We start from the raw sequence: 22,638 nt of genomic DNA, 5'->3' as shown, positions 1-22,638 counted from the left end.
AATCCAAAACCACCATCGATGAAGTCATTACCCGCTCCACCGTTGAGAACATTGTTGGCATCATTACCAACAATCGTATCGTTGCCAGCTGTACCAATTAAATTCTCAATGCTGACTAATTTATCTGTGAGAGTAGAATTTCCTGGAAACTTGACTACACCAGTAGAGAGATTGGCATCAATAGGACCAGAAAAGAAAGCATAGGATGTGGTGTCAGTTCCAGCACCGCCATTAATGGTGTCAAATCCAAAACCACCATCGATGAAGTCATTACCCGCTCCACCGTTGAGAACATTGTTGGCATCATTACCAACAATCGTATCGTTGCCAGCTGTACCGATTAAATTCTCAATGCTGACTAATTTATCTGTGAGAGTAGAATTTCCTGGAAACTTGACTACACCAGTAGAGAGATTGGCATCAATAGGACCAGAAAAGAAAGCATAGGATGTGGTGTCAGTTCCAGCACCGCCATTAATGGTGTCAAATCCAAAACCACCATCGATGAAGTCATTACCCGCTCCACCGTTGAGAACATTGTTGGCATCATTACCAACAATCGTATCGTTGCCAGCTGTACCGGTTAAATTCTCAATGCTGACTAATTTATCTGTGAGAGTAGAATTTCCTGGAAACTTGACTACACCAGTAGAGAGATTGGCATCAATAGGACCGGAAAAGAAAGCATAGGATGTGGTATCAGTTCCAGCACCGCCATCAATGGTGTCAAATCCAAAGCCACCATCTAGGAAGTCATCGCCATTACCACCAAACAGTTTGTCATCACCATCCAAGCCTCTGAGGGTATCGTTGTCACTACTGCCGAAGATAACATCATTACCATTAGTTCCGGAAAAATTAATTGCCATGAGAGTTTATCCTTAATTAAAGAGTAATTGTTAATATTAGGACTTACAATTTGACGAAAAGACAATCATGTGAATAAATCTGTAATTTTCTTTTCCACCTACTTTTATGACTGCGATATTTCCTGTTGATCTGATAACTAAAAAAATAAGTTGAGTCAGCTAGGCAGGAATAGATCGTGAGTGGGAACTATATTTCCAACTTTAAAATATAAACAAGGTAAAACTTACCTAAAATTACAAGGAGTACTAATTCATATAACTGTGCATTTGTACAGCGTGTAAGTTCTAAATATTAAGACTGTTAAGCGTGTGAATCATGCTTGACACCCTCTATTAAGTAATCAATGTAGTTACGCAAGATTACGGAAAAAGAAAAAACTTTATGCAGCTAGCCCCCTTCTTCCCAATTTTCTACCGCATTCTCCAACCAAGTTTTCCCAACTGCCTTTGGACTGGAAATTCTCATGCTAAAGCGATCGCGCTCACATTCGATGATGGGCCCCATCCGCAATACACACCCGAAGTCTTGGCAATGTTAGACCGTTACAAGATTAAAGCGAGTTTTTTTTGGTTAGGTGTTTGCGTCAACCGTTCACCAGCCATTGCAAAAGCCGTTAGCGATCGCGGACACTGGATCGGATTGCATGGCTACGATCATCGCTCTTTTCCCATGCTTTCCCCAAATGACCTAAAGGACAGTTTAGAAAAAACCCAAGCTGCCATTTACAATGCCTGCAACCTGCGACCTCAACAAGTGCGAGATGTTCGCCCCCCCAATGGTTTATTTACACCTGCGACTTTAAAATTGTTCTCTCAGTGTAATTACCGTCCAGTGATGTGGAGCGTTGTACCAGAAGACTGGGTGCGGCCAGGTGTCAACACTGTGGTACAGCGAATTATGCAGCAGGTCAAAAATGGTTCAATAATTGTTTTGCATGATGGTGTTTGCGGTGGACAAGATGTTGCTGCCACAATTCAAATTCTCATTCCACAACTGCTACAACAAGGTTATGAGTTTGTAACTGTTGATACTCTATGGCAGCAAGCTAAGACAATCCATTGATTGTTACACATTTCAAAAATAGGTGAAGTTCATAATTTGTTTGAAATCAGGCTTTCGTATAAATTATGCCAGAGCTGTTTCCGATTATTGACGTTCCTCTAGATGCCCCAGAGGCTGATGAAGATTTGGGAACCAAAGAAAAGTTCTGGTTTCGCCATCAGTATTTAGGTCGTTGTCTATTCAAGAAAGCTAGACCAAACACAGGAGAAGATTGGGCAGAAAAGATTGCAGCCGAGTTGTGCGAGTTACTAGGTTTACCCCATGCTAATTATGAACTGGCAATATTCAATGGGGAAAAAGGTGTTGTTTCACCTTCATTTTTGCCGCCTCAAGAAGGTGCAATTCTCACCCTTGGTAATGAAATTCTGGCTCGGCTAGTATCTAATTATCCACAAGATTCTAAAGACCTGTCTCAACACACAATTGATAATGTATTCAATGCGATCGGAGATGCTTCAGTTAATTTACCTATCGACTGGATACCACCAGAGAGAATTAGTTATGCGACAGAAACTTTTGTTGGGTATTTACTTTTAGATGCTTGGATCGGGAATAGCGATCGACACCATGAAAATTGGGCATTCATCATTTTACAAGAAAAGATTTATCTAGCACCAACCTATGACCATGCCTCCTGTCTCGGTAGGAACGAGCCTGATTCTAAAAGAAAAAACAGACTAACCACAAAAGACGCTGGCTTTTCTGTCCAAGCGTATGTAGAAAAATGTAATTCTGCGTTGTATGCTAAAGTTGGCGATCAAAAAACTCTCAAGACTTTTAATGCATTTTGTGAAGCGCAAAAATGGTATCCAGATGCAGCGAGAGTATGGTTAAATAATTTAGCAAGGGTGTCAAGCAATGATACGTTAAAGCTTTTTGAACGTATTCCATCTAATCGCATATCGCAAACAGCAATTGAATTTGCACAGAAGATACTGGAATTAAATCAAAGTAAGCTGCTGAACACCCTACTATGAAAACACTTTTTTTAGCTTGGCAAGATCCTAATAGTCGTGTTTGGCTTCCCATTGGTCGCTTAACATTTGACGGAAAAAAATATCAATTTGTATATACGCAAGGTGCTGTAAAAGCTCAAACTGAACATAATTTTCAGCTATTGTATTCCTTTCCAGACTTAAACAAAGAATACACATCAGTTGAACTGTTCCCCTTGTTTTCTAATCGATTAATGCGACGCTCTCGCCCTGACTACAAAAATTATATTGAATCGCTAAATATTCCCGAAGGTGAAGACGATCCAGTTAGCATTCTTTCTCGGAGTGGTGGACGCAAGGTAACAGATTATTTTGAAGTTTTCCCATGCCCAGAACCAGATGAAAATGGTTTATACCACATCCATTTTTTTGCACATGGACTACGACACCTTCCTGCTTGTGCAACTGAACGGATTAATCAATTACAAACGGGTGAACTCTTATATTTAGCTAACGAATTTCAAAATCCCCATGACCCGCGTGCATTGCTCTTATGCACTGAGGATCATTACATTGTAGGTTATTGCCCTCGGTATATTGTGGATGATGTTTTTAAACTCAAGAACAAAAATCCCGAACTTGTAAAAGTACATGTTGAGCGCGTTAACCCAGTACCGACCCCTCTGCAACTGCGTTTATTGTGCAATATGACCGCAGAATGGTATGAAGATTTTCGCCCATTTTCTAGCCAGGAGTATCAGCCTGTAGTGGCTGACATCCCAGTGGCTTATGCTAATTCTTAGAGTTGATGTGCGGCGAGAAAAGCTTCGACTTCAGCAGCAGTAGGTTGGGAAGCGATCGCACCTGCTTTAATAGTAGTCAGTGCCCCAACAGCACTGGCATAAGTAACAATGCGTTTTGCTGTTTCTGCATCCCGCAAGCTTTGGATACCATACTGACTCAGTTGGTAGATGAATCCTGCCAAAAAGCTATCTCCTGCACCAGTTGTATCAACTACAGGGATGGAAAACGAGGGTAATTTGCCTTCGTTCTCACCCAGACAATAAGTGCAGCCGTTTTCTCCATCTGTCACCAGTACTCCCTCAATTGAAGCTAGACGGTAAGTAATGGCTCCGGGATCTGCGGTTTCAAATAGCCATTCAGCTTCTTCTTTAGAGAGTTTGAGAAAATCAACTCGCTTAAATAATTCTGGAATTTTTTGATGGGCGATGTTTGGTTCATCCCAAAATACAGGACGCCAGTTGACATCCAGCACAATTTTTAAGTCAAAATGTTCTGCTAACTCTAAAGCGCGGTGAATTGCCTCTTCACTTTCAGGATAGGCTAATTCCAAAGTACCCAAAACCAGAAAATCTGCTTCTTGAAACAGCGAATCTGACAATTGTTTAGCTTGCAAGCGAGTATCGGCAAATTCTGCAGTATCGTACTGACCAAATCCGGCAAAGGTGCGATCGCCAGCCAGATCCCGTGTAACATAAACTTGCCGCGTTGGTGCTGTGGGATGGCGTTGTACTCCCGTAGTCTCTACACCTACATCTTGTAATAGTTTGACCAATGCATTTCCTGGCTCATCTTCGCCAACAGCTCCGATAAATCCTGCTGACATTCCCAGCTTGACTAAAGCACAGGCTACATTAGCTGGTGCCCCTCCTGGGTAGGGAGTCCAAGATTTCACTTCTTCCAGCTTTAGCCCTAATTGATCGGCTAAACAATCAAATAAAATTTCACCAAGGCACAAAACACGGGGATTGCTCATCTCATTTTCAATTTTAGATTTTGATTTAGGATTAGGAATTTACAGTATAAAATCTACAATAGTTTTTGCTAATCTGTCGCCAGTCCTTCATAGAATTAAATAGCAATTTTTACTACTTTAATAGCATATATATGCTTCTCATACTCGCTTATTTTAACTAAGTGCTTAGGCAATATATTTATCAAAATAAGCTATATTTATTACATAAAGTTTCGCGTGGTTTATATTTTTAGCAACTTGAAATCCAAAGAGAATATTGACAATCATATTACTGCTAACACTTGAAACCCCTACCAAGAAAAGAATCTTCTAGAATTAGAAAGAGCGATTAAGTACATATACCAAGGGAGGATAGAAATAGTCATGGCTGGTGGCAAGTCTGAGACCCCCGTTAGTCTGTCAGACAGAGAACTGCAAATTATCGACCTAGTGGCCGCTGGCTTAACTAACCAAGAGATTGCAGGAAAACTGGAGATTAGCAAGCGTACAGTTGATAACCATATCAGTAATATTCTCACGAAGACTGAGACAGATAATCGAGTAGCCCTTGTCCGCTGGGCTTTACAGTGGGGCAAAGTCTGTTTGAATGATGTCAATTGCTGTACTCTACCTAACCAGATTGAATAAACAATTTACTAGTAGAAGCGTAATTGCTTTGGTCTAGTAAATTACAAGCCAATTTTGAGTTTTACTGATTGTTCCCCTCTTTACGCCTAAGTTTTCAGTGTGAACACTCTACCAAAAGTTCCGAGTCCATCACTCAGCCGGAGTTTATGTAAGTGGAGCCAGCTGACCCTCGGACTCGGAAACTAAAAAGATCAGAATTCCTTTCAAAATTGACTGGGGATTGGGGACTGGAGAAGCAGGGGAGCATACTTCTCTACGAGAGGCTGCGCCTTAAGCGTAGCTATGCCGCAGGCTTTACGACTGCGCTCAGTAACCGGGGGAGCAGGGGAGCAGAGGAGAAGTTGTAGTAAGTCTTTCCCCTCTTCCCCTCCGCACCTCTGCCTCTTATGCCGTATGTCCTAACTAAACAATCATCTACAAAAATTAGCAACAATTCAGTGGTGCAAGCGTTACATTTGAAAGAAATCTATGTTGCCCCATCGGCTTTGGGAGTAGTGTTCCAATGAATACTTCCGCTTCTTTTCAGGGTAGCTCGTCTCCCTTTGAATTTTTTAACTTTGATTTTACGATACCTGTATCTGAGAAGGTTCCAAGTCTAGAAGATCAATCTTCAGACTTTCCGCAACCCACACAAGATGCCGACTTACTCAGACAGTTATCGTTTATTCCAGGATTGAAAGAAATTTTGATGCTGCGGCAGGTTCACGCTTTAGAACATGCTACTGTTTGGGTTCTTAGCGAATCAAAAAGCGCCTATTCTGCTCCAACAGAATCCACTAATGTTCAACTAGATAATGAACTATTAGGCGGTTTATCTACTGAGCAGGGATTTTACCTCTATGGTGAGGTAAATATTAGTGATTTGCGGCGTGCAGTCACACTTGCTCGACATCGCATTACCAGTGGAGAATGGGATTTGGCCGTACATCCCCGTTGTGGTACAAATTTATCAGTAGCAATGCTCTTAACGGCTGGACTAGCTGTCGGTGTGCATCTATTGCTACCATTTCGACCCATCGAGCAACTTATAGGTTTGGGGTTAGCAGCAACGACGGCCGCGGAACTGGCACCTGATTTAGGTTCTATGGCACAGCGTTACCTAACAACTGCCATTCCTTTTAACCTAGCAATTGAAAATATTACCCGTACACGAGATGTTTGGGGGCGTGAGGCACATTTTGTTAAAGTGGGCTGGCAAGAATAAAGAGAGCAAGAAGATATGAGGAGGACAAAATAAAATTTTCTCCCCCATCTCTCCACACTCCCTACTTCCTACTCCCATAAAAAAATTATGAGAAAACTTTACTTCTTACTTCCCGGTACAGATAGCAAATTTGCCTGTGGTGGCCTTTGGGCTGAGTTAAAAGCACTTAATCTGGCTCAGAATTTCTGTAGCGCTGAAGTTGTAACTTACCGTCAAAGGGAAAAAGATAAGCTTTTTATTGATGATTTGCTAAAAGAGCAAAATTTAAATGATGTAATTTTTGCGATCAGTTGGGGATTTGATATAGCTCAACTCGTGGCTAAACTTAAGCAATATAATGTTGTTTACCATGCACATAGCGCAGGTTATCCGTTTAAACTACCTGCAAGTATTCCAATCATGACTGTTAGCCGCTATACAATGGGATATTGGGGAGAAAAATCACCCAATTCACTGATTTATTACTTGCCCAATCAAATTTCTGATGAGTTTCAAAATTTAGGGTTGGAACGGGATATTGATGTTTTAGTTCAAGCTCGGAAGTCTTCTGAATATTTAATTAAAGAATTGATTCCGGCGTTGCAAAAACGTTGTAAAGTATTGGTTGTGGACTCTTATGTAGAGGATTTACCTGGACTCTTCAACCGAGCTAAAGTTTACCTCTATGATTCTGCTGAGTACTGGGCACAACAGCGCGTTAGTGAAGGATTTGGTCTACAACCAATGGAAGCTCTTGCTTGTGGTTGTCAAGTATTTTCTAGTGTCAACGGTGGACTAGCCGATTACTTAGACCCTGGATTTAATTGCTATAAAATTGCTGGATATTCTCAAGAATATGATGTGCAACGTATTATGAAGGTGATTGAATCTTCAGTAGTTTTTAGCTTATCTGAAGATTTTTTAGTTGAGCATCGGACTGAAAATATTATTAAGCGTTTCCAAGTTATTCTGGATGAGTTAAATGAGTTTTTTGATCATAAGATTCAGCAGCCATCTAATATTAAAAATTTGACGAAAACACGGATGGCGAAATTACTGGCTCAGAAGATATATGGGAAGTTAAGGAAGAAATATTTTAAGTAATGGAAACAAACCGCAGAGGCGCACAGATCGCAGAGAGAAGAGAGGGAATTGAATGAATCGGCGGTTATTAGTTACTGGGGGTGCGGGGTTTATTGGGGCGAATTTTGTGCATCATTGGTGTCAGGTTTATCCAGACGATCGCGTGGTGGTGTTGGATGCTCTGACATACGCAGGGAATCGCCTGAATTTGGCGCTGGTTGAGGGAAGAGAGAATTTTCGGTTTGTGCAGGGGGATATTTGCGATCGCACCACTATAGACAACCTATTAGCAACGGAAAATATTGATACCATCGCCCATTTTGCCGCTGAATCTCATGTCGATCGTTCGATTCTTGGTCCAGCTGCTTTTGTGCAAACTAATATAGTCGGAACTTTCACCCTACTAGAAGCTTTTCGGCAACATTGGGAAGCGAAAGCACAACCATCTGATTATCGTTTCCTACACGTTTCTACTGATGAAGTTTACGGTAGCCTGGGGGCAGATGACCCAGCTTTTTCTGAAACCACACCCTACGCTCCCAATAGCCCCTATTCAGCTTCCAAAGCGGGTAGCGATCATTTAGTCCGTGCTTATTATCATACTTATCAACTTCCAACGATTATCACAAATTGCTCTAATAATTACGGGCCTTATCAGTTTCCCGAAAAACTCATTCCCCTGATGTGTATCAACACTTTGATCGGGAAACAATTACCTGTTTATGGTGATGGAAAAAATGTGCGGGATTGGCTTTATGTGGGCGATCATTGCCGTGCTTTAGATGTAGTAATCAATCATGGTCAACCAGGAGAAACATACAATATTGGTGGCAATAATGAGGTGGAAAATATTAACCTCGTCCAACTTTTGTGTCAAATGATGGATGAATTAGCACCTGATTTACCAGTATATCCAGCCAAGCAGTTGATTACTTTTGTTAAGGATAGACAAGGACACGATCGGAGATATGCAATTAATGCAAACAAAATTAAAACTCAGCTTGGTTGGACACCTTCAGTAACAATTGCCGAGGGTTTACGTTTAACAGTTGAATGGTATCTCAATCATCGTGATTGGTGGGAACCTCTGCTGTCTGCTGAATATCAAGCTTACTATCGCAAAAATTATCTTTAACCCACATTCTGCACCCAATAGTGTCACCATCGATAATTACTGTTATGATTCACCCTGCCGATGGAGGCATGATTTTTTGTGGCGTGAGACAATAGCCCACCTTTTTCAATAAATTATCAGGCTGCCACAGTTTCTGTAGATAATGACTATCCTTGAATATAAGGGAATCGGATCAACGTAAATTGCCAGCAGGTGTTAAGATGCTGCAACCAGAACAAATATTACAAGATCGTTATCAAATCCAGCGCCAACTCGGCAACAATGGAATTCGCCAAACTTGGCAAGCATTGGATTTACAAGCCTCTGATGGCGAAAATTCTATCGTTGTGGTCAAACTTTTGGCCTTTGGCGGTACTGTACAGTGGGATGACCTGAAACTTTTTCAGAGGGAAGCACAAATCCTTAAACAGCTAAATCATCCCCGCATCCCTCAATATATAGATTATTTTTGTATCGACGATCGCACACTTTGGTTTGGCTTAATCCAAGAATATATTCCTGGTGAGTCGCTTAAGGAAAAACTTGCTGTTGGCAAAAGGTTTAGTGAAAAGCGGGCGAGAAAAATTGCTGTTGAGGTTTTAAATATTCTCACCTATCTACATGAGTTGAATCCTGGAGTGTTGCATAGAGATATTAAACCAAGTAATTTAATCTGGGGCGACGATAATCGGATTTATTTAGTTGATTTTGGCGCAGTTCAAGATAAAGCGGCAAGAGAAGGCGTTACTTTTACCGTTGTCGGTACTTATGGTTATGCCCCAATGGAACAATTTGGTGGTCGAGCAGTTGCGGCTTCAGACTTATATGCACTGGGAGCGACTTTGATTCATTTGCTCACTGGAATTTCCCCCTCTGATTTACCCCAGCAGGATTTGCGACTGCAATTTACAGACCGAGTTAACTTGAGTCCCAGTTTTGTCAGTTGGCTACAAAAGTTGATAGAACCCGCTCCCGAACAAAGATTTACTAGTGCCAGCCAAGCGCTGAATGCTCTCAAATCGGGACTGAGTGTGAAATCTGCAAATAAGAATCAGCTTTTGCCACTAAAAGAAATAATCAACAATTCTGGATGCGGCATAAGTAATCAGAATGAAACAGTTCCAGAGGAAATTCTTGGTTGGAATTGGGGCGCTTTTCTGATGCCTTGGTTGTGGATGTGGCCGAATCAGGTATGGTATGGGCTATTCTGTTTTGTACCTAATGCTTGGTGGATAATGGCGATCGCACTTGGTGCAAAAGGCAACGAATGGGCTTGGAAAAGTAGGCAGTGGCGCAGTATTGAACAATTCAAAGCCCATCAAAGAGGCTGGGCAATCGCTGGTATTCTACTTGGAGCGCCCATTAGTATTATGTTATGGGTGCGAGCGATCGCTTTACTCAAAGCTGTATTTTAGTGGGGCATTGGGTATTGGGCATTGGGCATGGAGAAGAGACAAGGTAGAAAAAGAAGAGACTTATTCAATAATTCCCCACTTGTCTCCCCTGCTCCCCTGCTTCCCTGCCCCTCTGCTCCCCTGCTTTCTTCTAACTACTAACTTGCGATTCAACTACACCCACGGGACAAGAAACATTTGTCCCCCCTAAACCACAATATCCGTTAGGATTTTTAGCCAGGTATTGCTGATGGTAAGCTTCAGCGTAGTAGAATTCCGGCGCATCCAAGATTTCTGTAGTAATCTTGCCATAACCTGCGCTGTTGAGGGCTTGCTGATAAGCTTCCCGCGATGCTTCTGCTAGCTGCTTTTGATTTTCGGAATATACATAAATTCCCGAACGGTATTGAGTGCCAGTATCATTACCTTGACGCATCCCTTGGGTGGGATTATGACTTTCCCAAAAGACTTTCAGCAGTTCGGCATAACTAATCACTTTGGGATCGAACACAACCAACACCACTTCATTGTGACCGGTTCGCCCACTACATACCTCTTCATAAGTGGGGTTGGGTGTGAACCCAGCAGCGTAACCGACTGCGGTGGTGTAAACTCCTTTAAGTTGCCAGAATTTGCGTTCTGCACCCCAAAAACAGCCCAAGCCAAAGATAGCCTTCTCTAATCCATCGGGAAAAGGAGGTTGTAAGGGATTCTTGTTGACATAATGAGCGGCGGGTACTGAGATAGATTGTGCCCTTCCTGACAAAGCTTCTTCAGGTGTGGGCATAACTGACTTTTTGCCAAATCCAAATAGTGCCATTGATTTTGACTCTGATATATATCTTTACCTTATTTACCATTGTAAAGATTCTGGCATCGCTTGGGATTTTCTCAGAGCCATCCTTAGACTGTGTTGATATTTACAAAAACAGTTCTGAAATCAAGCTCTTTCCTTGAGCGCCTGTTTTGCAATCCTACTAACCCTGTCTTCCGAATCATTGCTTAACCGCTCCAAAATTGAAATTGGTATATTGACATTTTTGGCAACTTTTGCACGAAGATCGGTGCGTGAATGAACTGCGAATTGTTCTAGCAAATGGACAGGAGTATTGGGATGAGAAGCAATATCATGTAGACCATCAATCGTATTTGGATGCTGCGTTTGGTTGATTTTTAGATAAAGCTTCTCCAGCGCATCTGAAGGCGTATTGGGGTTTTTAGCGAGATTTCTGAGAAAATGAATGTATGAGCTAGATCGCTCTTGATAGTCTGTAAGTGCAAGCAACATAGTGGGTGGTGTTCTCAAAGATGATGCGATCGCGCTTACTACATCATATTTATTCATCTGCAATAGATTTTCTAACACTTTTGGCGCGATCTTAGAATGTCTCAGCAACTGAACTGCACTTCTTTCATACATGGCTTGATTGGATGGTGAGACTCGCTGATGTTGTTTAACCAAGAACTCTGCAAAAAACTCTAGAACGGTAGAGGTTGCATTAGGATTATTTGCGGCTTGAGGGGGCACATTTGGGTCTGTATCTTGCGCGAGCTTTTCTAAAACCTTTGCAGGGGTTGAGGGATGGGCGGCAACCAATCGCCTGACAGAGGCTCGTCGATCGCTAGCTAACCGCTCTAGCAACTCTATGGATGTTCCAGGTTTTCCCTCGATAAAATTGATGATAGCGATCGCAGTTTCGGAAACATTTGGATGGTTCTTGACCAGATCGCGAATTTCTTTCTCATTTTCTCCCGCTAGTTTTTCTAATATTGCGCTTGGTACTTGAGGATTTCGAGCAATTGCTTTATGCATCGAAAAATTTCTCCAATCTGCAAACGTATTTAGCAGGGATACCGGTGCTTTTGGATTCTGAGCGATCGCCATTTGCACATTGCTGCTTCCACCGGATAGTTTAAGCAATAACGATTCAGAAGTGTTCGGATTTTGAACGATCGCGGTAAAGAGTTCATCGAAATCAGATTCATCAGCATTTTCGTCATCGCAGAAACGAGGCGGGTTTTCTACAAGTTGTTCCAGAATGTGAAGAGGTGTTTTTGGATTTCCAGCTACAGCACAAAGAATTTCCTCATCCTCGATTTTAGATAACTGAGCGATCGCACTTTCACTAGTTGTTGTGCTACGCGCTAAAGAGAGTCTAACGAAATGACTCTCAGGATTTTCCAGCAGCAAAAGATTGAAAATCGGGTTCGCCGTAATTGCGTCTGGAAACTCCTTACCTAATTTCAGCAACACTTTCGTGGGCGTATTCGGATTTTTAGCCACAGCCTCACGAATTTCTGGCTGAGGATGTAAAGATAGCTCCTCAAGCACCACAACCGAGGTGTCAACAGCCGAGGCTAAGGCAAAATCTTTGTCATCAAGTATAATCAAGAATTTTTAGATATAGAATGAGTTTTCCCAAAATCTAAGGACATTTTTAAATTAGACTTTTACGAAACTTCATCAATATTACGAATACTTTTAAAGAAGAATTTGGTGTTAGAAGCTACTCATGGATAAAATACCGAAAATTGACCGCCAAAGGGAGCATCAAGCCAACGAACGCACATTTCTGGCTTGGCTTCGCACTTCTATTGGATTGATTGGCTTTGGTTTTGCTATTGCCCGATTTGGTATATTTCTGCGCCAGTTGAATATTGCGATTACTCAACAAGAACCTCCGGTAAATCCATTATCTAACTCGGAAAATTTGGGTATTGCTTTGGTAATTTTTGGAATTTCAACTATTGCCTTAGCTGCATGGCGATACAATCAAGTTTTCTGGCAAATTGAACGAGCAGATTATAGACCAAATAGGTTAATGGTTTGGATAATGACTGGAGTAGTAATTATTTTGGGATTTTTCAGTATTCCTTTGCTCTTAAGGCGCGATATACCTTCTCGTTCTCGGGTTCCCATTCAACCACAGTCCCGAAATTTGCATTAAATACACTTTTTAGACGATCGCATTTTTTTGTAACTTTTTTGCCGATCCTCAATCAATCTTAGCGTAGGCGTAGCCCAACCCAGGTATCACTCTATGTCTGCCCAATTTATTGCACTTCATATCTAGCAAGCTTTTAGGCTTTTTGCGATCGTCGCTTTCACCTTGGGCTGAATCGTCATACACTGATTTTTAACTAATGAAAGCGGTTGCCCTCAAAGAAACGATGAGCGAAAGTAAGATATCAGAGATATTAGAAACCTTCGAGGCAGACTTGCTGTCGGAGTGGACTCAAGAACTAGCCACTGTGAATATTCGGAGAGGCTTGATTAAAGAAGCACAGCTAAAAGAGGAGTGCCGAGAATTCCTTAGTTTGTTTCGGATTGCCGTTGGGCGGGGCAACTTTACCAATATTCAGACAGCGGAGTGGCAAGAGATGCGGGAGATGCTCAACAGCATTTCTCGATCGCGATCGCAAAATGGTTTCACACCCTCAGAAACGGCTACATTCGTCTTTTCGTTCAAGCAACCCCTCTTCAAGCGAATGCGTCAGCAATTGAAAGACCCGATTGAGTTGGGTGAAAATATCTGGTTAGCCACAAACTTACTAGATCAGCTAGGATTGCTGACAATTGAAGTCTATCAAAAGGCGCGGGAAGAGGTGATTTTGCGTCAGCAGGAAGAGTTAATGGAGCTGTCTACCCCCGTTGTTAAACTCTGGGACGGAATTTTGGCATTGCCGATTATCGGTACCCTGGATAGTGCCCGGACTCAAATGATGATGGAATCGTTATTGCAGAAGATTGTCGAAACCAGTTCTGAAGTTGCCATCATTGACATTACCGGAGTTCCCACTGTCGATACCCTGACTGCTCAACATCTGCTCAAGACCGTTACCGCCGCCCGTCTCATGGGAGCTGATTGTATGATCAGTGGCATTCGTCCGCAAATTGCCCAAACAATCGTCTATCTCGGCATTGATTTGACAAATGTAGTCACGAAAGCAACGTTAGCCGATGCCTTTCTGACGGCGCTAAAACGGTTGGGAACGACCATTACCCGCTCTCAATCCAAATAGCTGGAAGAAAGCAATGGAACGCATTCCTATACTTAAAATGGGCAATTTTCTACTTGTGACAATCCAAGTAGATATGCACGATCGCCTCGCCATCACGCTACAGGAAGACCTGACCAACTGCATCACTCAAACCCAGGCTCAGGGTGTCCTGATCGATATTTCGGGATTAGAGATTGTTGATTCCTTTATTGGGAGAATTTTAGCCAACATTGCCAGAATGTCACGGGTGCTAGATGCTGAAACAGTTGTTGTCGGGATGCAGCCTGCTGTGGCAATCACCCTAGTGGAATTGGGGCTGTCGCTGACGGGGATTCGCACTGCCCTAAACGTCGAAAAGGGTATGGCATTGTTGCGATCGTCACTCAATGAAACCACAAATCAAATCACTGCCACTAAATGGCGTGCAGATGACGATGCAGAAGACTGAAACTATCGACATTCAATCTTCTACAGATGTAGTTTTAGTTCGGCAGTCTGTGCGCCAGCTAGCCGTGGAAATTGGCTTTGGCTTAGTAGACCAAACTAAAATTATCACCGCCGCCAGTGAGTTAGCCCGCAATACCCTAGACTACGGAGGGGGCGGCACAGTCAAGCTAGAAACCCTTCAGGAAGGGCGACGACGAGGACTCCGGCTAACTTTTGAAGATCGGGGACCGGGAATTTCTGATATCGAACTGGCGCTCAAGGATGGATTCACTACGGGCAGCGGCTTAGGTATGGGGCTGGGTGGTGCCAAACGACTTGCCAACGAGTTTGAGATTCAGTCTGTGGTGGGAGAAGGAACACGGATAATAATTGTACGATGGAAATAAAATGAGAGAATCTGTCGCTGTCACAATTACTGAATCTAGCCAAACTGGGGAAGCCAGACGGGTAGCGATGGGTTTAGCAACTCGGCTCGGTTTTCAGGAAACAGAACGGGGCAAGGTTGGGATTGTGGTGACAGAAATTGCGAACAATCTGGTGCAGCATGCCCACGGCGGAGTCATGTTGCTGCGATCGCTCAAGGAAGATTCCAGAATTGGCATTGAAATCTTATCGCTAGATAAAGGACGGGGAATGGTCGATGTGGATGAGTGTTTGCAAGATGGCTTTTCCACAGCCGGAACCTTGGGCAATGGCATGGGTGCAATTCGTCGCCTTTCTGGTTTATTGGAAATTTACTCCGTTCCCAACCAAGGAACAGCGCTCTTGGCTCACCTTTGGCCAGACTCAGCACCCCATCTACCTGAGAAGATTTTAGAAATTGCAGCGATCTGTTTGCCTAAACGTGGAGAAGAAGTTTCAGGAGATACCTGGGCATCGGAAGTCGATTGTTGCCGTAGCCTGTTGCTAGTAGCTGATGGTTTAGGGCATGGGCCTGCGGCTGCTTCTGCTGCTTCTGCTGCTGTGAGAATGTTTCAAGAAAATCTTCATCGTTCTCCTGGGGCGATCGTCGAAGCTGCCCACGCCGCCTTGCGAAGTACGCGAGGCGCAGCACTCGCCATTGCCGAAATTGACTTTGAACAACAGTCTGTCCGCTTTGCTGGCATTGGCAACATTGCTGCCAGCATTTTCTCCTTTACTGAGCATCGCCATCTGCTATCTCACAATGGCACGGTCGGACATGAAATCCGCAAAATTCAAGAGTTTACCTATCCCTGGTATGCCAACGGAATTTTAATTATGCATTCTGATGGATTAAGCTCTAAGTGGCAGATCGATCGCTATCCCGGCTTAATGCAAAAACATCCCAGCCTGATTGCAGGTGTGCTATACCGAGACTTTAACCGAGAGCGGGACGATGTGACAGTGTTAGTCGCGAAAGGAATGGGCAGATGACAAGCGTTTTCACGATCGCCATCCAGTACGAACAGGATGTTGTGCAAGCTCGACAACGAACTCGTGAGATCGCCGAGCAGTTGGGCTTTGATGCTCAAGATCGGGCGCGATTGGCAACGGCAGTTTCCGAAATTGCCCGCAACGCCTTTCAATATGCCCAAGGCGGAACAGTTGAATTTTCTGTGACGGGAGAGCCGCAAGCGTTTCTGATTCGGATTCAGGATCGGGGAGGGGGCATTCCTGACTTAGCAGATGTTTTGACCGGACGCTACACCTCTGATACGGGAGCGGGGCTAGGCATCGTGGGTACTCGGAGATTGATGGATTTCTTTGAGATTGAATCGCTCCCGGAGCAAGGAACAACAGTAACAATCGGCAAAAAATTGTCGAAGCGCACACCCACTTTCAGCGATTCGCAATTGCAGCAGATTCGCGAAACCGTAATTGGGCGATCGCCTGAAAATCCCTATCAAGAAATCCAGCAGCAAAACCAGGAATTACTCCGGGCAATGGCAGAGCTACGCAAGCGCGAGGAAGAACTGAGCCAACTCAATCAGGAATTGGAAGATACCAATCGCGGTGTGGTTGCCCTCTATGCAGAACTGGATGAGAAAGCCAGCTCCCTGCAACAGGTAAACGAGCTAAAAACCCGCTTTCTCTCAAATATGAGCCACGAGTTTCGCACGCCGCTCAACTCGATTCTCTCCCTCTCTCGGATGCTGCTAGCCCGGATGGATGGCGATTTGACCATCGAGCAAGAAAAGCAGGTAACATTCATCCAAAAAGCGGCAAGCGGATTATCAGAACTGGTCAACGACTTGCTGGATTTGGCAAAGGTGGAAGCTGGGAAAATTGAAGTGCATCCCAGTTCCTTTGAAGTTAGTGAATTGTTTGGCACGCTGCGGGGGATGCTGCGCCCATTATTAGTTCAAGGCTCCTCTGTGGCGCTAATTGTCGAGGAACCTCAAGACATTCCGCCGCTCTATAACGATGAGGGGAAAGTCGCTCAAATTCTGAGAAACTTTGTCTCAAATGCACTGAAATTTACCGAGCAGGGAGAGGTGCGCGTCAGCGCTGTACAAACAGGTCATACCGTCACCTTCTCTGTATCTGATACGGGCATCGGCATTGCTCCCGCCGATCGAGAACGGATTTTTGAGGATTTTATGCAAATTGAGTCCCCTCTGCAAAAGCAGGTGAAGGGAACCGGTTTAGGATTGCCGTTATCGCGCAAGCTAGCGGAGTTAATTGGCGGCAGCATTTCGGTGAAAAGTCAGCTGGGTGAAGGCTCTACCTTTACAGCATTGATTCCCATCGTTTACCCAGATGCCACCGAATTGACTACCGTACTGCAACCAATCACATCAGTTGAGCCAACTCGCTTGCCGATTCTGGTGGTTGAAGATCATCCAGAAACCCTATTTATTTACGAAAAGCATCTTCAGCAATCAATCTATCAATTGATTGCTACCCGCACCTTAGCTCAGGCAAGGCTTGCCTTACAAAAACTTCGACCGGCGGCGATTATGCTAGATATTTTGCTGGAGGGGCAAAACGGTTGGACGTTCTTACGAGAAATCAAAGGGGATGAAACAACCCGTAATATCCCTGTACTCGTTATTACCATCATTGATAACGAAAAACAAGCTCTGGCGCTAGGAGCAGACGGTTTTCTAATTAAGCCGGTAGACAGATTGCCGCTGTTGAATAAACTTAATAGGCTAATTACTGAGAACAAGCCTCAAAAAATCTTGTTGATTGATGATGACCCCGCCTATCGGTATCTGGTGAAACAGTTGTTAATAAATACACCGTTGAGTATTTTAGAAGCCGCTAACGGACAAGAAGGATTAAATATGGCACAACAGGAGCAGCCAAACGCAATCGTGCTGGACTTGGAGATGCCAGATATCGGTGGGTTTGATGTACTCAAGCAGCTTAAGAACAATTCCGTCACTCAGTCGATTCCTGTGATCATCCACTCATCTGCTCAACTGAATGCAGAAGCGCAGAGCCAATTAGCGACGCAAAGCATAGCCATTGTTTCCAAAGAAATAGGTTCTCAAACCACAGCGATGTCTGGCGACAAGCCGCTAGGCGTCTACGCCCAACTTCAAGATGCGCTCGTTAAAGCCGGACTGGTTCTAGAAGGGAAAAGTCATGTCTGAGCCACGGGTTACGATCCTGCATGTTGACGATAACGAAGCTAATCGTTACATTGTTATCCGTATTTTGCAAAATGCAGGTTTTAGTGTCGTGGAAGCGGCAACCGGAGCGGCAGGATTAGAAGCTGTGGCTAACTTTCAGCCTGACTTAGTAATTTTAGATGTCCAATTACCAGATATCAGTGGTTTTGAAGTCTGTCGCCAAATTAAGGCAAACCCGGAAACGGCTTTTATCCCTGTGCTACACCTTTCTGCAAGTTTTGTCCAAAGCCAGGATAAAGCAGAAGGCTTAGACAGTGGTGCTGATGCTTATCTGGTGCAACCCGTTGAACCGATTGAACTGCTTGCCACTTTGCGATCGCTGCTGCGAATTCGCCGAGCGGAGGAAGCTGCTTTGTCCTCAGCGCGGGAGTGGCAAACCACCTTTGACTCGATGAACGACGGCGTATCTCTGGTAGATCGGGAAGGTAGAATTATGCGCTGTAATCGAGCGATGATGCAGCTTTTTTCCAAGCCCTCCCACGAAATTTTAGGTTATGCCCACCATGAATTGATGGGCGAAAAATTGGGAATCGGCGATGGCATTTGTTTTCGCCGTGCGAAAGCAACTCACCAACGGCAAATTCTCGAATTTCAGTCTCAAGAACGCTGGTTTGCCAAAACCATCGATCCGGTACTTGATGGGGATGGGACTCTCACAGGTGCCGTTTTCATCTTGTCCGATATCACCGAACGTAAACGAGCAGAAGCATTGCTGCAAGAGCAAAACGATCGCCTCAATCAACTGATGATTTCTTTGCAGCAACAGACCGAACAAGCGCAGCAAGCCAACCGCATCAAAGATGAGTTTTTGGCAGTGCTGTCTCATGAATTGCGATCGCCCTTGAATCCAATTCTGGGTTGGGCAAGAATTCTACAAAAGAGTCACCAGGACGCAGCCAAAACTCAGTACGCCCTGGAAACGATCGAGCGCAACGCTAAACTGCAAGCACAATTAATCGAAGATTTGCTCGATGTGTCACGTATTCTCCAAGGTAAGTTGGCTTTAAACACAGTTCCAGTCGGTCTCACTTTTACTATCAAAGCTGCCCTTGAAACCGTGCGGCTGGCTGCTGAAGCTAAATCTATTCAGATTCAAACAATATTTGAACCGAATGTTGGACAAGTGTTGGGTGATTCTGGTCGCTTGCAACAAGTTGTTTGGAATCTACTTTCTAACGCGATTAAATTTACCTCACCGGGTGGTCGAGTAGAGGTGCGGTTAGAAACAATCGAGGATGAAGTAGATACTCGTGCTGCGGAATACACTCAAATCACTGTCAGTGACACTGGTAGGGGCATCTCTGGTGACTTTCTGCCCTACGTCTTTGACTACTTTCGCCAAGCCGATGGGACAACGACGCGAAAATTTGGCGGGTTGGGGTTAGGGTTAGCGATCGTGCGTCATTTGGTTGAATTGCACGGCGGAACCGTTCAAGCAGCCAGTCCTGGAGAAGGGCAAGGAGCAGTATTTACAGTCAAACTGCCACCGATCGCTGCTTCAAAATTGAATCAAGTTAATACAGCCGATCGCGATCGCTCAGATTTAAATCTTAATGGATTGCAAACGCTGCTTGTAGACGATGACACAGATTCGCGGGAGTTCATTGCCTTCGTGCTACAACAGTACGGCGCACAAGTAACTGAAGCAGACTCAGCACATGAGGCTCTGAACAATTTGATGCAAACAAAATTTGATTTGTTAATTAGTGATATTGGTATGCCCGATATGGATGGCTACACCCTAATTCGTCAAATTAGAAAGCAGCCACCCGATCGGGGCGGAGAAATTCCAGCGATCGCCCTGACTGCTTATGCGGGAGAAATCGATCGACAACAAGCACTAGCTGCCGGATTTCAACACCATATTTCTAAACCAATTGAGCTAGAAGTATTAATACAGGCTATTTTGACTATAGTAACGGTTTAGCAACCTGAATTTTGCCGTTATCCTTTAAAAGGATGTAATCACTCCTGTTAAGCCCTATCTCAATATCCCATTTTTTTGTTGCTTATTGTTATTAACTATTAAACTATCAAGTACTTATCAAGTTACCATTGATTCTAATAATCAGCATTTTAGTATTAGCAACAAAAAGAAATATGCCCACACTCCATCCCTAAGTGAGTGGAGTTTTTTGATTGCTATAGGACTCATATTTGATTTTTGAAAAAAATTCGGTACACTTTAATCTTCTGAAATTCTCTTGCCTATTGCCTTTTGCCTACCTACGCAAGTGATTTCAGTAATCAAACCGGATTCCTATATCAGGTACATAAGGCGTGTATAAAAATACTCAATTAACATTAGCCTCAGAAATAACCGTCACACAGGCATTTACTAAGGGTAACAGCGGCCCTAATTGCTCTTGTCCATTCACTGCTAAATCGCTGTGACACAAATAAACTCTCTCGGATACACGAGAGAGTAAATCTGTCAAAATCCTTTGCAGTCGTTGTTCTTCTGCCAATTTTTCATCTTCTGCTGTCCAAGGTTCGCCTAATCTATCTCGTAGAAAAAACGGCGCACCAAACAAAGTCGCTGCACCACCTTTCGCCCATAGAGGTGAACCAGCATCAAGCCAAAAATGCCACTGGTGCGATCGCCTACTAGATCGGTATTGAAATATGGTTGCTAAGGTGACAGCCTTTCTCGCTCCACCAATGGGGCGCACAGGGTAAGGGTTAGCGGTAATCGTACCACGTCGCAGTAGTTGAATGAATTCAATAATAGTTGTGTGAGGCGTTGTCTCAACTGGGGCAATTTGTCGTAACCTGGTGTCAATTTCCCAGTAGTGTTGGGCGGTTTCTAATAATTCCCGCAATGCTGCTAGTTGTTCGTAGGGGAGATTGCTCCCATTCCACAAAAAACGTTGAATTGCTCTGTCTAACAGAGAAATGGGACTGGGAATTAACCGCAATTCTTGTTGCGATCGCTGTTGTTCTAACCACTCTAATATCTGATTATAGGCTGTAGTCGCTGCATAGCCGATTCGATCCCAGCGCTCGAAGGCTGACACTGGTAGCAAGTTGGGGCGATCGGGATGGGGTACAAAGCAGTAATCTGCAATCAAACCAGCACGTACCGGGTCAATATTGGTAGAGACACGATTCATCGCGTCTGTAGAGTTTTCTGGTGGTTGTTGTTTCCTGCTCAATACAACCAGCATTTCTGCGACGGCATCCCGATCTACGAGGCGTCCCAAGCCGGGATAAACTAGTGCCAGCATGGTGAGTAAGGCGCGAATGACGGGCGAACTAATTAGGGGACGTTGGTCATTGAGCGATTCTACTGGGATATTTTGTTTAACGAGGATTTCTACTAGAGTATAACGAGCGATCGCATCTAAACCTGGTGCAATAATCGCCACTTCTTCTGGTTGCACTTGCTGCGATTGAATGGCATTAGCAATTTCCTCTGCTGTTTGCCGCAATAATTGGGCGCGGGAGGTGGTTTGAATTGAATACACTGTTTTTGGTAAACTCAACATTACCATCGGTTCTGTAACTAATTCCACCATCTGTTTAGTCAGTTGCTCGCTCAGAGACTCTGGAGGCGGCCCATTTAAAATTTCTACCCGACAACGCTCTGCTAACCCTTCTAGGTAGTTGGGATCTGCTCCCAATCCCAATCGCACCGCACCGTCAGGATTATAGCTAAACGCGCCAACTGCACCTCGATCTAATAGCAACTCAAATAAAAGACGCGCTACGCTAGGATAGTCATCGACATCATCTGCCAGTACTGCCTGATAGCGTTTAGTTAGGTGCTGTTGGTAGTTGCGATCGCTTAATAAGTGCTGACTATAAAGTTCGGTAATAATCCCATAAGTCAGTAAACCCCTCTCTAAACACCAATTACGCCAATCTAGCAGCAAAGATGCTAAAAATTCCGGCTCTAAAGTTGTGGTATTTTCCCCTAGACCCTTGGCTAAAATCTGGGCAATATCTTCGCAAGGTATACCACTGTAAGCTGCTAATTGTAATAAGTCCAAGATGCGACGCACCAAGCGAGATTCATTCACTCCCGCCAGACGTAAAATTTCTTCGTCTAATTGGGGACGCCAAAGTTTGGTTGCTAACTCTTGTTCAGTTTCTGGTCGCAATCTTACCGGAAACTGTGCTTTCAGGTTCAACAAGTTAATTAGCAACGGCCAAAATAAAATGACTTCATCCTGAAAAAAACCTAGTGGCGTCTTGGCACGAACCGGATATTTACCCAAAGTAGAGGTAACAATTATATCTCCTAACTCTCGACGATTATCATCATTGGCAGCTAAAACTAAAACTCCCGGCTCTGTTTGTTTAAGATATAAAAATTCGGGTACATGACCAGTTTTTTTACGTCCTGTTTTTTTCGTATAAAATGATTCAGTATATTGTTTTTCTGATACTACCCAATTACAAAATTGCTCTACCAAGCGAGCTGTCTTACCACTGCGGCTAGTGCCAACAATCCAAACCGAATGAGAAACCACAAACTTTCTCCTTGTAGATTTGTTAGTATACCTCGTGCGTTAACTTAAGGTTAATAGTCATCAAACA

General features: G+C 43.8%; 21 protein-coding genes. 15 read left to right on the top strand and 6 right to left on the bottom strand.

The window, feature by feature from the left end; all coding sequences use genetic code 11:
* Positions 1-869: calcium-binding protein (locus V7K53_RS03645; protein ID WP_335196283.1), on the bottom strand; the 869-nt coding region annotated here is incomplete at its 3' end.
* 382 nt (positions 870-1,251) lie between these two features.
* Here V7K53_RS03645 and V7K53_RS03640 point away from each other — a divergent pair.
* From V7K53_RS03640 to V7K53_RS03630, 3 genes are all read left to right on the top strand, one after another.
* Complete coding sequence (locus V7K53_RS03640; protein WP_335196282.1) at positions 1,252-1,932, top strand: polysaccharide deacetylase family protein; 681 nt, start codon at positions 1,252-1,254, stop codon at positions 1,930-1,932.
* 65 nt (positions 1,933-1,997) lie between these two features.
* On the top strand, positions 1,998-2,909 hold the full coding sequence (locus V7K53_RS03635) for a HipA-like protein (RefSeq protein ID WP_335196281.1): 912 nt from the start codon (positions 1,998-2,000) through the stop codon (positions 2,907-2,909).
* Complete coding sequence (locus V7K53_RS03630) at positions 2,906-3,670, top strand: HIRAN domain-containing protein (protein WP_335196280.1); 765 nt, start codon at positions 2,906-2,908, stop codon at positions 3,668-3,670. Before V7K53_RS03635 ends, V7K53_RS03630 begins: the two co-directional genes overlap by 4 nt.
* Here V7K53_RS03630 and V7K53_RS03625 read toward each other — a convergent pair.
* Positions 3,667-4,644 carry a carbohydrate kinase family protein gene (locus V7K53_RS03625; RefSeq protein WP_335196279.1) on the bottom strand — a complete coding sequence of 326 codons (978 nt, stop codon included), beginning with the start codon at positions 4,642-4,644 and terminating at the stop codon, positions 3,667-3,669. The two genes, V7K53_RS03630 and V7K53_RS03625, sit on opposite strands and share 4 nt — an antisense overlap.
* A gap of 363 nt (positions 4,645-5,007) precedes the next feature.
* On the opposite strand from V7K53_RS03625, the gene V7K53_RS03620 reads away from it, so the two are divergent.
* The 5 genes from V7K53_RS03620 to V7K53_RS03600 all read left to right on the top strand — a co-directional run bounded on the left by V7K53_RS03620 (position 5,008) and on the right by V7K53_RS03600 (position 10,066).
* Positions 5,008-5,271, top strand: a complete 264-nt coding sequence (locus V7K53_RS03620; protein ID WP_099103136.1) for a helix-turn-helix domain-containing protein — start codon at positions 5,008-5,010, stop codon at positions 5,269-5,271.
* A 502-nt stretch (positions 5,272-5,773) separates the two neighbouring features.
* Positions 5,774-6,475 (top strand): DUF6391 domain-containing protein, encoded by a 702-nt coding sequence (locus V7K53_RS03615; protein WP_335196278.1) that lies wholly within the window; start codon positions 5,774-5,776, stop codon positions 6,473-6,475.
* 87 nt (positions 6,476-6,562) lie between these two features.
* Positions 6,563-7,558, top strand: coding sequence for a glycosyltransferase (locus V7K53_RS03610; RefSeq protein WP_335196277.1), 996 nt, complete (start codon positions 6,563-6,565; stop codon positions 7,556-7,558).
* Positions 7,559-7,610: 52 nt separating this feature from the next.
* Positions 7,611-8,672, top strand: coding sequence for a dTDP-glucose 4,6-dehydratase (gene rfbB / locus V7K53_RS03605; RefSeq protein ID WP_335196276.1), 1,062 nt, complete (start codon positions 7,611-7,613; stop codon positions 8,670-8,672).
* 200 nt (positions 8,673-8,872) lie between these two features.
* The gene (locus V7K53_RS03600; protein ID WP_335196275.1) at positions 8,873-10,066 is read left to right on the top strand and encodes a serine/threonine protein kinase; all 1,194 of its coding nucleotides are present in this window, start codon (positions 8,873-8,875) and stop codon (positions 10,064-10,066) included.
* 130 nt (positions 10,067-10,196) lie between these two features.
* Here V7K53_RS03600 and msrA read toward each other — a convergent pair whose 3' ends face one another.
* Together msrA and V7K53_RS03590 are read right to left on the bottom strand one after the other, a co-directional pair.
* Positions 10,197-10,865, bottom strand: a complete 669-nt coding sequence (gene msrA, locus V7K53_RS03595; RefSeq protein ID WP_335196274.1) for a peptide-methionine (S)-S-oxide reductase MsrA — start codon at positions 10,863-10,865, stop codon at positions 10,197-10,199.
* A gap of 120 nt (positions 10,866-10,985) precedes the next feature.
* The gene (locus V7K53_RS03590; protein WP_335196273.1) at positions 10,986-12,437 is read right to left on the bottom strand and encodes a hypothetical protein; all 1,452 of its coding nucleotides are present in this window, start codon (positions 12,435-12,437) and stop codon (positions 10,986-10,988) included.
* A gap of 121 nt (positions 12,438-12,558) precedes the next feature.
* Between V7K53_RS03590 and V7K53_RS03585 the strand changes: the two genes are divergently transcribed.
* Positions 12,559-12,993 (top strand): YidH family protein, encoded by a 435-nt coding sequence (locus V7K53_RS03585; protein WP_335196272.1) that lies wholly within the window; start codon positions 12,559-12,561, stop codon positions 12,991-12,993.
* Between the two features lie 48 nt (positions 12,994-13,041).
* Here the strand turns inward: V7K53_RS03585 and V7K53_RS03580 are convergent, their stop codons facing one another.
* On the bottom strand, positions 13,042-13,176 hold the full coding sequence (locus V7K53_RS03580; RefSeq protein WP_335196271.1) for a hypothetical protein: 135 nt from the start codon (positions 13,174-13,176) through the stop codon (positions 13,042-13,044).
* Positions 13,177-13,189: 13 nt separating this feature from the next.
* On the opposite strand from V7K53_RS03580, the gene V7K53_RS03575 reads away from it, so the two are divergent.
* From V7K53_RS03575 to V7K53_RS03550, 6 genes are read left to right on the top strand one after another with little or no spacing between them, the layout of a single operon-like run.
* Complete coding sequence (locus tag V7K53_RS03575) at positions 13,190-14,068, top strand: STAS domain-containing protein (RefSeq protein ID WP_335196270.1); 879 nt, start codon at positions 13,190-13,192, stop codon at positions 14,066-14,068.
* A 13-nt stretch (positions 14,069-14,081) separates the two neighbouring features.
* Complete coding sequence (locus V7K53_RS03570) at positions 14,082-14,495, top strand: STAS domain-containing protein (protein WP_335196269.1); 414 nt, start codon at positions 14,082-14,084, stop codon at positions 14,493-14,495.
* Complete coding sequence (locus tag V7K53_RS03565; protein ID WP_335196268.1) at positions 14,434-14,880, top strand: anti-sigma regulatory factor; 447 nt, start codon at positions 14,434-14,436, stop codon at positions 14,878-14,880. Before V7K53_RS03570 ends, V7K53_RS03565 begins: the two co-directional genes overlap by 62 nt.
* Before the next feature lies 1 nt (position 14,881).
* The gene (locus V7K53_RS03560) at positions 14,882-15,889 is read left to right on the top strand and encodes an ATP-binding SpoIIE family protein phosphatase (RefSeq protein ID WP_335196267.1); all 1,008 of its coding nucleotides are present in this window, start codon (positions 14,882-14,884) and stop codon (positions 15,887-15,889) included.
* Positions 15,886-18,057 (top strand): ATP-binding protein, encoded by a 2,172-nt coding sequence (locus tag V7K53_RS03555; protein ID WP_335196266.1) that lies wholly within the window; start codon positions 15,886-15,888, stop codon positions 18,055-18,057. The genes V7K53_RS03560 and V7K53_RS03555 overlap by 4 nt, the downstream gene beginning before the upstream one ends.
* A complete protein-coding gene (locus V7K53_RS03550) occupies positions 18,050-20,023 on the top strand; it encodes a hybrid sensor histidine kinase/response regulator (protein ID WP_335196265.1) in 1,974 nt (657 codons plus the stop codon). Before V7K53_RS03555 ends, V7K53_RS03550 begins: the two co-directional genes overlap by 8 nt.
* 367 nt (positions 20,024-20,390) lie before the next feature.
* Here the strand turns inward: V7K53_RS03550 and V7K53_RS03545 are convergent, their stop codons facing one another.
* Positions 20,391-22,571 carry a recombinase family protein gene (locus V7K53_RS03545; RefSeq protein WP_335196264.1) on the bottom strand — a complete coding sequence of 727 codons (2,181 nt, stop codon included), beginning with the start codon at positions 22,569-22,571 and terminating at the stop codon, positions 20,391-20,393.
* Positions 22,572-22,638: the final 67 nt, after the last annotated feature.

It is taken from the genome of Nostoc sp. (assembly GCF_036917355.1).
Lineage (GTDB): Bacteria > Cyanobacteriota > Cyanobacteriia > Cyanobacteriales > Nostocaceae > Nostoc.
This window is presented reverse-complemented; position numbering and strand designations above follow the sequence as displayed.

Bases quoted from the DNA above. Each gene is read 5' to 3' on its own strand.
- V7K53_RS03640 (WP_335196282.1), top strand. From the start codon at position 1,252: ATGCAGCTAGCCCCCTTCTTCCCAATTTTCTACCGCATTCTCCAACCA.
- V7K53_RS03635 (WP_335196281.1), top strand. From the start codon at position 1,998: ATGCCAGAGCTGTTTCCGATTATTGACGTTCCTCTAGATGCCCCAGAG.
- V7K53_RS03630 (WP_335196280.1), top strand. From the start codon at position 2,906: ATGAAAACACTTTTTTTAGCTTGGCAAGATCCTAATAGTCGTGTTTGG.
- V7K53_RS03625 (WP_335196279.1), bottom strand. From the start codon at position 4,644: ATGAGCAATCCCCGTGTTTTGTGCCTTGGTGAAATTTTATTTGATTGT.
- V7K53_RS03620 (WP_099103136.1), top strand. From the start codon at position 5,008: ATGGCTGGTGGCAAGTCTGAGACCCCCGTTAGTCTGTCAGACAGAGAA.
- V7K53_RS03615 (WP_335196278.1), top strand. From the start codon at position 5,774: ATGAATACTTCCGCTTCTTTTCAGGGTAGCTCGTCTCCCTTTGAATTT.
- V7K53_RS03610 (WP_335196277.1), top strand. From the start codon at position 6,563: ATGAGAAAACTTTACTTCTTACTTCCCGGTACAGATAGCAAATTTGCC.
- rfbB (WP_335196276.1), top strand. From the start codon at position 7,611: ATGAATCGGCGGTTATTAGTTACTGGGGGTGCGGGGTTTATTGGGGCG.
- V7K53_RS03600 (WP_335196275.1), top strand. From the start codon at position 8,873: ATGCTGCAACCAGAACAAATATTACAAGATCGTTATCAAATCCAGCGC.
- msrA (WP_335196274.1), bottom strand. From the start codon at position 10,865: ATGGCACTATTTGGATTTGGCAAAAAGTCAGTTATGCCCACACCTGAA.
- V7K53_RS03585 (WP_335196272.1), top strand. From the start codon at position 12,559: ATGGATAAAATACCGAAAATTGACCGCCAAAGGGAGCATCAAGCCAAC.
- V7K53_RS03575 (WP_335196270.1), top strand. From the start codon at position 13,190: ATGAAAGCGGTTGCCCTCAAAGAAACGATGAGCGAAAGTAAGATATCA.
- V7K53_RS03570 (WP_335196269.1), top strand. From the start codon at position 14,082: ATGGAACGCATTCCTATACTTAAAATGGGCAATTTTCTACTTGTGACA.
- V7K53_RS03565 (WP_335196268.1), top strand. From the start codon at position 14,434: ATGAAACCACAAATCAAATCACTGCCACTAAATGGCGTGCAGATGACG.
- V7K53_RS03560 (WP_335196267.1), top strand. From the start codon at position 14,882: ATGAGAGAATCTGTCGCTGTCACAATTACTGAATCTAGCCAAACTGGG.
- V7K53_RS03555 (WP_335196266.1), top strand. From the start codon at position 15,886: ATGACAAGCGTTTTCACGATCGCCATCCAGTACGAACAGGATGTTGTG.
- V7K53_RS03550 (WP_335196265.1), top strand. From the start codon at position 18,050: ATGTCTGAGCCACGGGTTACGATCCTGCATGTTGACGATAACGAAGCT.